This window comes from Bradyrhizobium sp. MI1.4, from assembly GCF_055811315.1.
In genome coordinates, this window is the sequence record NZ_JBVVPP010000002.1 from 354911 (window position 1) to 366693 (window position 11783).

Annotated in this window: 8 protein-coding genes and 2 pseudogenes; 6 read left to right on the forward strand and 4 right to left on the reverse strand. The window is 63.9% G+C overall.

Going from position 1 to position 11783, the window contains the following annotated elements; translation table 11 throughout:
* Positions 1-669 precede the first annotated feature (669 nt).
* Entirely contained in the window at positions 670-2094 is a 1425-nt protein-coding gene (locus tag AC0L23_RS04000) for a methyl-accepting chemotaxis protein (protein ID WP_085361598.1), read from the reverse strand.
* A 109-nt stretch (positions 2095-2203) separates the two neighbouring features.
* Complete coding sequence (locus tag AC0L23_RS04005) at positions 2204-3952, reverse strand: methyl-accepting chemotaxis protein (RefSeq protein WP_085361597.1); 1749 nt, start codon at positions 3950-3952, stop codon at positions 2204-2206.
* Between the two features lie 205 nt (positions 3953-4157).
* Here AC0L23_RS04005 and AC0L23_RS04010 point away from each other — a divergent pair, with 205 nt between their 5' ends.
* From AC0L23_RS04010 to AC0L23_RS04035, 6 genes and pseudogenes are all read left to right on the forward strand, one after another.
* Entirely contained in the window at positions 4158-4904 is a 747-nt protein-coding gene (locus AC0L23_RS04010; RefSeq protein WP_085361596.1) for a YebC/PmpR family DNA-binding transcriptional regulator, read from the forward strand.
* 71 nt (positions 4905-4975) lie between these two features.
* Complete coding sequence (ruvC, locus tag AC0L23_RS04015) at positions 4976-5503, forward strand: crossover junction endodeoxyribonuclease RuvC (RefSeq protein WP_018454591.1); 528 nt, start codon at positions 4976-4978, stop codon at positions 5501-5503.
* Positions 5500-6117 carry a Holliday junction branch migration protein RuvA gene (gene ruvA / locus AC0L23_RS04020; RefSeq protein ID WP_018454590.1) on the forward strand — a complete coding sequence of 206 codons (618 nt, stop codon included), beginning with the start codon at positions 5500-5502 and terminating at the stop codon, positions 6115-6117. Before ruvC ends, ruvA begins: the two co-directional genes overlap by 4 nt.
* 20 nt (positions 6118-6137) lie before the next feature.
* Complete coding sequence (gene ruvB, locus AC0L23_RS04025; RefSeq protein ID WP_198957650.1) at positions 6138-7172, forward strand: Holliday junction branch migration DNA helicase RuvB; 1035 nt, start codon at positions 6138-6140, stop codon at positions 7170-7172.
* A 128-nt stretch (positions 7173-7300) separates the two neighbouring features.
* Positions 7301-8218: a metallophosphoesterase gene (locus tag AC0L23_RS04030; protein ID WP_085351778.1), complete on the forward strand. Its 918-nt coding sequence runs from the start codon at positions 7301-7303 to the stop codon at positions 8216-8218.
* Positions 8219-8287: 69 nt separating this feature from the next.
* A pseudogene (locus AC0L23_RS04035) lies at positions 8288-8368 on the forward strand (acyl-CoA thioester hydrolase); the annotation flags it as partial.
* Here AC0L23_RS04035 and AC0L23_RS04040 read toward each other — a convergent pair.
* Positions 8350-10053 carry a recombinase family protein gene (locus AC0L23_RS04040; protein ID WP_259217620.1) on the reverse strand — a complete coding sequence of 568 codons (1704 nt, stop codon included), beginning with the start codon at positions 10051-10053 and terminating at the stop codon, positions 8350-8352. The pseudogene AC0L23_RS04035 and the gene AC0L23_RS04040 overlap by 19 nt on opposite strands.
* A gap of 739 nt (positions 10054-10792) precedes the next feature.
* Positions 10793-10953, reverse strand: a pseudogene (locus AC0L23_RS04045) (IS256 family transposase); the annotation flags it as partial.
* Positions 10954-11783: the final 830 nt, after the last annotated feature.

Genomic DNA, 11783 nt, shown 5'->3' on the forward strand with positions numbered 1-11783 from the left:
GAGCCGAAACAGGTCTGTCGTCGCAACGCACTAACCTTCCTTGGATACGCAGGGGTGTTTGGGCTTGTGGTTTCGTCCTCAATTTTGGCGGCCTCAGAGGCTGTTGCTCAAACCACTGCGCCAGCCGCCGCGCCTACCACGCCGCCAGCGGACGCGCCGAAGTCAGGCACAGAACGCCGCCAGGAGCGGCGCAGCGGGCGAACAGAGCGCCGCCAGGAACGCCGCACGGGACGCACAGAGCGGCGCCAAGAGAGGCGTACGGGACGCGACGAGCGACGGGACGCTCGCGACGGCACCCCGGCCGCCACGACGACCACCGAGCAAAAGAAGTAGTCCGTTCATTGCCAAGCACAGCTACCGGGCCGCCCAAGCGTAGGCCCGGAAGGCCGTACAGCGCGCGGCCAGCGCCGTCTACGGAAAGCGGGGCGGGGCTATGGAAATCGGCTTCTCTCGCGAGGGGAGAGGAGGAGGGGTGGAGATTTCGGAATAATAGCAGTATACGCCTGTTTTGCCCGACGGCGCAAGCGCTTCAGAGGCGCCTGGATCGACGGATTCATCTGGCGCTTAAGCCGTTGATTCTACTCGCCCCGGCTACTGTGCATGGGGTTGTTTTCGAGGTTTTTGATTCAGGGAGGCCATGCGCCCGCCGCAAGCGCGTCGCGACGACCCTCAGCTCTGCCGAAAGCCCATCCGGAAGGCGCCCCAGTGCTTGCCGCGGATCATGATCGGCGAGGACAGGTCCTTCATCAGCACGAACTGCCCGCCGCCCATGTCGCGGCGATAGGTCTGCAGCAGGAACGGCTTGGTGTTGGCCGCGGCCTTCTGCACCGCGCGATCGGTGAACAGGCGGCGGTTGCGGCAATTGGCGTTATTCCAGACCGGGTCCTTGCCCTGCGGCAGGCGGTAGTTCGGGTTGTGCGTCGGCAGATAGCCGCCCTTGGCCCAGGCGACGCAGAACACGATGCGGGGATCGGATTTCTGGATCGGGTCCTGGATCGGGGGCAGCACGCGGTCTGTGAAGTCGACATAGTTGGTGTTGTACTGCTTGGGATCGGTGCCGGGGATTTCCCGATAGTTCTCGTCCATGAACTGGTCGAGCGTGATCTCGCCGCGGCCGATGGCGGCTTCGAACTCGTCCGAGATCCGCTTTGCGGTCTCGACGACAATTCGGATCAGCGGCGCATCCGATGTCTCGACGCCGCTGTCGGCGATCAGCGCAATCAGCCCTTCGGACGTGTCGAGCAGTTTGGTCACGCGTTGATCGGCGTTCTTGAGATCGCGTGAGGAGAGGTCGACGCCCTTGGCGAGCTCGTTGAGCTCGCTGATGACGGTGTCGCAATGTCCGAGATTGGAGGTTGCCGCGCGCGTGACGCTGCCGATCTCGGCTTCCACGGAGGCGAAGCCCTGCTGGACCCGCGAGATGATGCCGGAGATCCGCTGGGCGCCTTCGCCGGCCGTCTTCGCGCGCTGCGAGGCATCGCTGCTCTCGCCGATCAGACCTTCGATCTGGCCGTCGAGATCGCGCACGGTGTCGGAGATCTGGTGCGTGGCCTGGCGGGTGGCTTCCGCGAGGTTCTTGACCTCGCTTGCGACCACCGCGAAGCCGCGGCCGGCATTGCCGGCGCGTGCCGCCTCGATGGTGGCGTTGAGCGCGAGCAGGTTGGTCTGCTTTGCGATCGCCTCGATCGAGCCGGACACTTTTGCCACTTGTGCCAGCGCGGAGCCGACGGCGCTCAAGCGCGCCTCGATCCGCTCCACCGCTGCAACGAGCTCGGAGATGTGGCTCACCGCGGCATCGACTGCGCCGCGCGACTGCGCGATCTCGCCCACCGCCGCTGACGTGGTCGTTTGCACCGCCTGTGACGCATTGGCGATGTCGTGATTGGCCGACACCATCGTTTCGGCAGTTTCCTGGAGGTGGTGGAAACGTTCCGACTGGTTCGCGACGCGGCTTGCGACTTCCTGGACGTTGCCGGCGATGTCAGCGAGTTCCACGCCGAGTCCGCCGATGCGGTCGGCGAGCTGATCGATCAGCCGTTCGGCAAGCGTTCGGTTGGAGCCAGTGTCCAGTACTGCAAGTTGTACGACGGACATGTCTTGAGAGTCCTCCAGTCAGAGCCGTTCGCCGGCTCTCCGCGGCATTCCCATTCCAATATCGATCTTAGGAGGTGATTCGCGCTTTGGCGTCTTGCCTGAGCGCGCACTAGAGCTTGTAGGCCGTCCTGAATCCGCCCCAGTGCCGGCCTTGCACGCGGATCGGAACGTCGATCTCGCGCATCATCACCGTATTTCCGTTGCCCATGTCGCGTGCATAGCTCTGCACCAGATACGAGCGCAGGTTGCGCGCGGCAGCCAACCCCGCCGGATCGTTGAACATCCGCCGGTTGCGGCTGTTGGCCGTGTTCCAGGCGGCATCACCCGGCCGCTGCGGGTGCGAATAGATCCTGTTGTGCACCGGCAGGAAGCCGTTGCGATCGACCATGGCGCAGAATGCCATGCGCGGGTCCTTCGCCAGAAAGGCTTCCTGGAACGCCGGCAGCGCGCGGTCGGCCCAGTCCAGATATCTGGTGCGGTACTGCTGCGGATTGGTTCCGGCGATTTCGGCATAATCGGTGTCGAAGAGGTCGTCGATCTTCACCTCGCCGCGGGCAACCGCCTGCTCGAAGATCGCGGTCAGCGCGTTACCCGCCTCCATGGCGCGGGTGACAAACTCCGTGTTCTCCTCGTGGATCGACCACAGCCTGTCCTCGATCTTCTCGCGGAGCTCGTCATTGGGACTAACGAATTGCGCGCGGGCACCGGCCTTGGATTGCTCGACCACGCGCAGGCGGCAGGCGCCGACGCCTTCGAGGGTGCCTTCGACCATGGCTTGCGATGCAAGGCGGCCCGCGTCCGCGCCGCCGATCAGCACGCCGTCCATCGCTATCTCGTAGACCGGCAGCACGCCGCGGGCGGTTTTTAGCTTGAGATGGCAGGGCAGCCGCTCGGTCTTGCGGCGGTCATCGTGCTCGCTCTGGCGGAGCAGCACGGCGCAGCGCGATTTCAGTTTCTGTGCGAAGGCGGTCACGGCCTTGCCTGCGCTGGCGACGCTCTCGCCGTGGCTCTCGGCCGCCTTGGTCGCAGCATCGATCTCGGCTGCGCTGTCGCCGACCGAGATGATGAACTGCGACGCGCTGGTCGCGTTGCCGGAGACTTCGCTGGTGGTGGCGTTCTGTTCGGCGACCGCGCCGTTGACGGTCTCGAACACCGGGCGGATGGCCTCAATCGCCTGCGAGATGCGGTGCACCGCATCCGCGGAGCCGGCGGCGTCGCGCTGCAGCGCGTCGATCTTCTTGGTGATTTCCTCCGTCGCGCCCTGGGTCTGCACCGCGAGTGCCTTGACCTCGGTGGCGACGACCGCAAAGCCTCTTCCCGCAGCGCCCGCGCGCGCGGCCTCGATGGTCGAGTTGAGCGCGAGCAGCGTCGTCTGCCGCGCGATCTGTGCGATCAGATTGACCACGTTGCCGATGGCGGCCGAGGATTCGCGCAAGCGATCGACATTGGCGCGGGCTTCCTGTGCCGCGGCGCTGGCCTCGTCGGCGAGCTTGCCGGCCTCGCGAACCTGCGCCCCGATGCCCAGCGCCGACTGGGTGAATTTGTCGGCGGCATGGGCGAAGGTGGAGGCATTCGATTGCGCGGCGTTGGTCCGGCCGGTCAGGGCGTCGGTGCGGTCGCGGATGGCGGCAAGTGTCGTGGCGGTCGCCTCGGCGCCGCCGGCCACCGAATTGGCGGCGCGCTCGAGCTGGCGAATCATGGCGCCCAGTTCGAGTTCCAGCAGTTCCAGGATTTCCTTGGCCGAATCGCTTTCGACGGCCGCGGCAGGCTCGGAATGGGCCGCCGGCTGCGCAGCCTGCGGGGCAGCCGCAGGTGCAGCCATGTCCGGCAGACGCTTCCGAAATAGTCCGAATGCCATCAGGTCTCTCTTGTCGCGGGACGGTCGGAGGCTATTTTCGCAGGCTGGAATGAAATCAGGGTTAACGATGCCTGACATCTAGGCACGGGCCCGTACGGTGTTACCTTAAAGTCGTAGAGCCTCTTTCTTTCCAAGGGGGTGGCGGCCTATAAGGCCGCGCTTCCCACGCTCACCTTGGCGCACGAGTCCCTAGAGAAGATCACGCATGGCCGGACATTCCCAATTCAAGAACATCATGCACCGCAAGGGGCGGCAGGATGCCCAGAAGTCGAAACTGTTCGGCAAGCTGGCACGGGAAATCACCGTCGCGGCCAAGCTGGGGACGCCCGACCCCAACATGAACCCGCGCCTGCGTGCCGCCATCACCGCGGCGCGCCAGGAGAACATGCCGAAGGACAATATCGAGCGCGCCGTCAAGAAGGCGCTCGGCAGCGACAGCGAGAATTATGACGAGATCCGCTACGAGGGTTACGGCCCAGGCGGCGTTGCCGTCATCGTCGAGGCGCTGACCGACAATCGCAACCGCGCGGCTTCCGACATCCGCTCCTTCTTCACCAAGTCCGGCGGCAATCTCGGTGAAACCGGCTCGGTCTCCTTCATGTTCGACCGAACCGGCATCGTCGAATACGACCGCAGCATCGCCTCCGACGATGCGGTGCTGGATGCCGCGATCGAGGCCGGCGCCGACGACGTGATCTCGAGCGAAGGCGGCCACGAGATCTACGCCTCGACCGAAGGCTATCGCGACGTCGCCAAGGCGCTGGAGGCCAAGTTCGGCGAGCCGCGCAAGGCCGCGCTGATCTGGAAGCCGCAGAACACGGTCGCAGTCGACGACGAGACGGGCGAGAAGCTGCTCAAGCTGATGGACCTGCTCAACGAGCACGACGACGTCCAGCACGTCTACGCCAATTTCGAGGTGTCGGACGCGCTGCTGGCGAAGATGGGCGGGTAGGGGGGCACTTCCCCTGTTACTTCCGTTCTGTTTCTGTTTCCCCCACGGCGGCCAGCCGCTATCACTGGCTCATGACGACGCTCCCGATTCGTGGCCCCGTTCGCATCATCGGCATCGACCCTGGCCTGCGCCGCACCGGCTGGGGCGTGATCGAGGCCGAGGGCAACCGCCTGATCTACGTCGCCTGCGGCTCGGTGGAGCCGCCGGACGATTTGCCGCTGGCGAGCCGGCTGCTCGCGATCCATGAGGGGCTCGCCGCCGTCCTGTCCAGTCACAAGCCGATGGAAGCCGCGGTCGAGCAGACTTTCGTCAATAAGGACGGCGTCGCGACGCTGAAGCTCGGCCAGGCCCGCGGCGTCGCCATGCTCGCGCCTGCGATGTTCGGCATCAGTGTTGCCGAATACGCGCCGAACCAGGTGAAGAAGACGGTGGTCGGCGCCGGCCACGCCGACAAGCAGCAGATCGCGATGATGCTCAAGATTTTGCTGCCGAAGGCCGATCCGCCGTCCGCGGACGCCGCCGACGCGCTCGCCATCGCCATCACCCATGCCCATCATCGCCAGAGCACCGCGCTGCGGCTGAAGGTGGCAGGCTTATGATCGGCAAGCTCAAGGGCCTGATCGATTCCTACGGCGAGGATTTCGTCATCCTCGACGTCGGCGGGGTCGGTTATCAGGTGCATTGCTCGACGCGCACGCTGCAGCATCTGCCCTCGCCGGGCGAGGCCGCCGTGCTGTCGATCGAGACCTATGTTCGCGAGGATCAGATCAAGCTGTTCGGCTTCCGCAGCGATCAGGAGCGCGAATGGTTTCGCCTGCTTCAGACCGTGCAGGGCGTCGGCGCCAAGGTCGCGCTCGCCGTGCTCGGCACGCTTGGGCCGTCCGACCTCGCCAACGCGATCGCGTTGCGCGACAAGGCTGCGGTGGCGCGCACGCCGGGTGTCGGCCCCAAAGTCGCAGAGCGCATCGTCACCGAGTTGAAGGACAAGGCGCCGGCCTTTGCCAATGTCGATCCGGCGGTCGTGCACCTCGCCGGCGCCGTCGACGACCAGCGCGCGCCACGGCCCGTGGCGGACGCGATCTCCGCGCTGGTCAATCTCGGCTACGGCCAGCCGCAAGCTGCCGCGGCCATTGCATCTGCATCGCGCAGCGCGGGTGAGAATGCGGAGACCGCGCAGCTCATTCGCCTTGGCCTGAAGGAGCTCGCGAAGTGAGCGATCCTAAGGCCAACCGCATGGTCACGCCCGAGCGCCGCAGCGACGATGTCGGCGACACTGCGCTGCGTCCGCAATCGCTGTCCGACTTCGTCGGCCAGCAGCAGGCGCGCAAGAATCTGTCCATCTTCATCGAGGCGGCGCGCAAGCGCGGCGAGGCGCTGGATCACGTGCTGTTCGTCGGTCCCCCCGGCCTCGGCAAGACCACGCTGGCGCAGATCGTGGCCAAGGAACTCGGCGTTGGCTTTCGCGCGACATCAGGCCCGGTGATCGCCAAGGCCGGCGATCTCGCCGCGCTGCTCACCAATCTCGAAGAGCGCGATGTGCTGTTCATCGACGAGATCCATCGCCTGAGCCCGGCGGTGGAAGAAGTGCTCTATCCCGCGATGGAGGATTTCCAGCTCGACCTCATCATCGGCGAGGGTCCGGCGGCGCGCTCGGTGAAGATCGAGCTGTCGAAATTCACCCTCGTCGGCGCCACTACCCGCGCCGGCCTGCTCACCAATCCCTTGCGCGACCGCTTCGGCATTCCGGTCCGGTTGAATTTCTACACCATCGAGGAGCTGGAAAGCATTGTCACCCGTGGTGCCCGCGTGCTCAACGTCGGCATGAGCGCGGATGGCGCCAACGAGATCGCGCGACGCGCGCGTGGCACGCCGCGTATCGCCGGCCGGCTGCTGCGCCGCGTGCGCGATTTTGCTTCGGCGGCCGATGCCGACAGGATCGATCGCAAGATTGCCGACCACGCGCTGAGCGCGCTCGAGGTCGATGCCGCCGGCCTCGACGCGATGGACCGCCGTTACCTCACGACCATCGCGCAGAACTATGGCGGCGGCCCGGTCGGCGTCGAGACGATGGCCGCCGCTCTGTCGGAGCCGCGCGATGCGATCGAAGACATCATCGAGCCCTATCTGATCCAGTGCGGCTATCTGCAGCGCACTCCGCGCGGCCGCCTGCTCACCTCGCACGCCTTTCGCCATCTCGGCATCAGCGAGCCATCGCGCGATACGGCGGCACAGTTCGGCCTGTTCGGCACCGACGAGAGCGACGACTGATCTGCGCAAGTACGGACGGTCGGGCCGTCATGAATTTCCGGTGATTTCGTGCAGAGGGTCTGCACAAAAGCACCCCATTTCCGCTTCAATAGGGTCGCATCAACAAGCTGCATCACGATCAGGCTGCCATGATCACGCGCCGTCACCTCATCCGTTCCATCGGCGGACTGTCCGCCCTCGGCGCATCGACCGCGGCCTATGGCGTCGGCGTCGAGCCGGTGCTGCGGCTTCGCGTCACCCGCTATCATCCAACCCCGCGGCAATGGCCGGCGGATTTCCCGCTGAAGATCGCCGTGATCGCCGACATCCATGCCTGCGATCCCTGGATGTCGCTGGAGCGGATCGAAGCCATCGTCGATCGCACCAATGCGCTGAATGCGGATATCATCGTGCTGCTCGGCGACTATGTTGCCGGTCTGCACCAGGTCACGCGCATCATTCCGGCGAGCGAATGGGCCAAGGTGCTGGCCGGCCTGAAAGCGCCGCTCGGCGTCCATGCCGTCATGGGCAACCATGACTATTGGGCGGACAGGATCGTCCAGCAGGCTGGACACGGGCCGACGGTCGCGCATCGCGCGCTGGAGACGGCCGGCATTCCCGTCTACGAGAACGACGTCGTGCGGCTCGCCAAGGATGGCCGTGCATTCTGGCTCGCCGGCCTTGGCGATCAACTCGCCTTTCTGCCGGCGCGACGCTTCCGGAGCACGGGACGCTTCGGCGCCGACGATCTCGACGCGACGCTTGCCAAGGTCACCGACGACGCGCCGATCATCCTGCTCGCGCATGAGCCCAATATCGCGCCGCGCGTGCCCGCCCGCATCGCGCTGCAACTGTCCGGCCACACTCATGGCGGCCAGGTCCGCCTGCTCGGTTGGTCGCCGGCGGTTCCGCCACAGCACGGCCTCCGGCTCGCCTATGGCCATGTCCGGCTCAAATGCGACGTCATCATCTCCGGCGGCCTCGGTTGCAGCATCATGCCGCTCCGCGTCGGCGTGCCGCCGGAGATCGTCGAGGTGACGCTGGGGCGTGGGCCGGCGGTGGTCTAGCCGCGCTTGCGCAGCCGGCCGTTTTTGCGCAAAACGGGCTGGTTACCGAAAAGCGAAGAGGCTCGCGACGTGACAGCTCATCTCGACGGCGAGATCCGCGACGGCCGCCACCATATGCAGGTCCGCGTCTATTACGAGGACACGGATTTCCCTGACTTGCCATTGTCGTAGTATGCAAACGTGCTGATCTCTCGCTCCTTGCTGCGGTTTTCGGGAAAAAGGTTCTTTCCGCAAAGCGCGGAGCTGTTCAGGTAGGGCGTATATTCGTAGGGCATCCGCTTGCGAACCGGATGCACTACTATGCATTCAATCAAGTTGCGGAAGGCAATGCGAGTTTCGATCGCCTTCGGATTGGTTTTGAGCGCGGTGATAAGCCTTCTAACCTCCGAGGAGTATCGGTCACTGAATTTCGGGCGATCGAAGCCAACTATATTTTCGCCGCCACCGCCCAGCAGCCGCAAGCGCTCTTCAACGCTTTCCCGCTCCAGGTCGCACTCATCGATCCGCTTGAGCAATTCGTCCGGCTTGCGGCGGCTATTTGCGATGGCATAAGAGAGGCGTTCGATCTCGGTAGTCAATACGCGGCGTCGACGCTCTAGCTTATTGTGTTCGCTACCATTGTTCCGATCGTTTTTGCGCTCCTCCTTCCAAGTACGCATCGCCTCTTCAATGGCTTTCGGCGAAAGCAATTTCACCTGGATTTTTTCGGAGGCATCCTCGAGCAGAACGTCCATATCAAAGCTACGGGTGTGCTCGCAGGTGCCCCGCTGATGCGCGCTCGCGCATGCCGCGCGCGGCGCACCGTTACGCGAGGATTGAGCGATTCGCATATGGCCATTGCAGACGCCACACCGGAGCACACCGGCAAGCGGGTGCTCATTGTTGCGCGGACTCACGGCGCGACGCCGCGGCTGGCCAGTCGGTCCGAACATAGACACCGCGCGCACCCTACGAACCTTCTGCGCTAGATCCCAGAGCCCTTGCGGAACGATCCGCAGCTCTGGCTTTTTGACGATAATGTGGCGTTCTGCCGGATTGCGGCGCTTCTGTTTCTTCTGCGTCTCTGGGTTAAGAATTGTCGAGCGAACGTTCCAATGTATCTCGCCGATGTATAGTTCGTTGCCGATAATGCCGCGACCATGCCGACCGCCTGTGATGCACTGATGGTTCCAGGTGGTGCGACCCGCCTTGTTCTTGTGACGAGTTGCCCCTGGTGAGGGCACGCCTTCGCGGGTGAGGTCAGCGGCGATAGTTCGGGTCGAGCGGCCCGCTGCATATTCTTTGAAGATGCGGAGCACAATCTTTGCTTCGTTCTCATCGATTACGCGCTCGCCGGGCGCGCCCGGCCTTGGCCGATAACCATAGGCGTATGAGCCCGGAATTCTTCCGTTCGCAACAGCGTTGTCATGGCCGCGCCGAACCTTTTCGGCGAGCTGCGGCTTGTAAATCGTGTTGTACAGGCTTGCGATGCTAATGTCAGTGGCGGTCGCGTAGACTCCTTTCTGATCCATCAGCTCAACGCCGTTGAACTCGAAAACCTGCTTGAGACGCTGGATGGTTGCGGGATCGCGCGACAAGCGGTCGAAATGCTCAACGACGACTACGTCAAACTGCCGGCTTCGCACACCGTTGAGCAAGCGCTGATAGCCGTCCCGCGCACCTTCGGTAAGACCAGATTTTGCGGCATCCACAAACTCGCCGACGACATCGAGGTTGTTGCGCAATGCGACCTTGCGGCAGAGTAACAGCTGACCGTCAATCGAGCTCGCCTTTTGCATGTCGCTCGAATAGCGCGCGTATATTACGGCCGTTTTCTTCGATGACGGTGTCGTCATGCCGGTCCTCTATCGGCTGCCCCGAGCCATGATTTTCATCCCGTGCGATCTGACGTCCGATGGCGCGCGCCAACTCAAACCAGATTTCCTCATTGTCCGGATTATCCCAGCTCTGAGGATGGGAGGGGGCAAGCGGTCGAATGGTCGCTCGTTGTCTTCGGAAAGATCGAATGCGGGTAGGCATTTGCAAACTCGCGAGCGGAAGCTAGCGTAAATTTCCGCGCTGCGCTACGGCCAAGCCGCAGCGATTACTCGCAACGCGTCCTCATGCTGGCTTCGGCAGCGTCGAATGAAAATGAAATTCGTCAAGTGCCGCAGCGTGCGTGAGGGCATTCCTGGCGATGAGGCGCGTAGTCCAGAGCAGAAATGCTAAGCAAAGCGGAGTAAAAATACTGTCGGCGGCGTAAGTTTGTTATCGGGTGCGGGTGCGGGTGCGGGTGCCCGGTGCGTAGGAGCCGTCCTCGGTTCCCCACAGATTGTAGTGGCTGCCGCAGAGCCCCGGCGAACTGTAACGTTCAGCCCAGACGCGGTGGTCCGACCCCAAGGACCCTTCGATGATTGGGTCTTTTCTTATTCCGCTTGTTCGATCGCTCTTGCGTCGAGGCTCCAAGAGCCAGCAATCGCGTCTTCGTGAGCTCCGCAGTAGGGCGCGAAAAGCACTGTCAGAAATACTCGTGTTCCTCAGCATGCTGTAACTGGCGCTCGGGCAACCGGTTCGCCGGCAAGAGGGCCGGGCCGGTCAGCTGGCGGCCGGAAGGCTGACGCTCGAATCATCGCTCAAAGGCGCGATGGTTTCTAGCGTCATGTAACGGGCGCGCTGGACGGCCCATTGTCGTTCTGTTCGAGCAGGACCGCTCCAATGAGGCGAACCATGGCCTCCTCGTTGGGGAACATGCCGACCATATGTCCAAACCGGTTCACAGCCTTGCTGCACCACATCGAGAAAGACGCTCTGCTTCGGGCGTTTCGACGACAAAAGCCCGCAGGCCGGCGCGGAGGTCGATGCGATAAGGGAGGCAAAGTACGAAGAGGGGCTCACGGACCTATCCGCGATCTCTGCGCACGGGTCCACACTGTCCCTACCGGCTACAGCCGGTGCGGCGCGTCTACATCCCCAAGCCGACGGGGGTAGGCGGCCTCTCGGTGTGCCGGCCGCTAGAGGACAAGATCGTCCAAAGCGCGGTGGCCGAGGTGTTGAGCGCCGCCTATGAGCCCGAATTCCTCGGGTTCTCCTACGGCCTCCGGCCGGGGCGGGATCCTCAGATGGAGCTTGATGCCCTGGATCCGGCTATCATGACATATCCAGTGTCTTCGATTCGGTCGACCACGAGTGGCTGCTGCGGATGGTGGCGCACAGGATTGCCGATCCTCGTATCCTGCAGCTCATCGAGATGCGGCTGCGAGCTAGCGTTCGTGAGAGCGGCGAGAAGCAGGACACACGCCGCAAAGGGCAGGATCAGTCCGCTCCTTTCCAACATCTTCCTGCATTACCTCCTCGATCGCTGGGTCGACCACTGGAGCGGTCGCCATGCACGCGGTCGCGTTGTGACCGTGCGCTTTGCGCACGACTTCGTCATCGGCTTCGAGAGCAAGGCAGATGCCCAGGAAATGCTCTTGGCCCTCAAGGCGCGACTGGCCGGCGCTCCATGCGGACAAAACCCGGTTGATCGAGTTGGGCGCGGTTCGCGGCCGTCCCGCGTCAGCCGCGCAGCGAGCGGTGGCCGAGACCT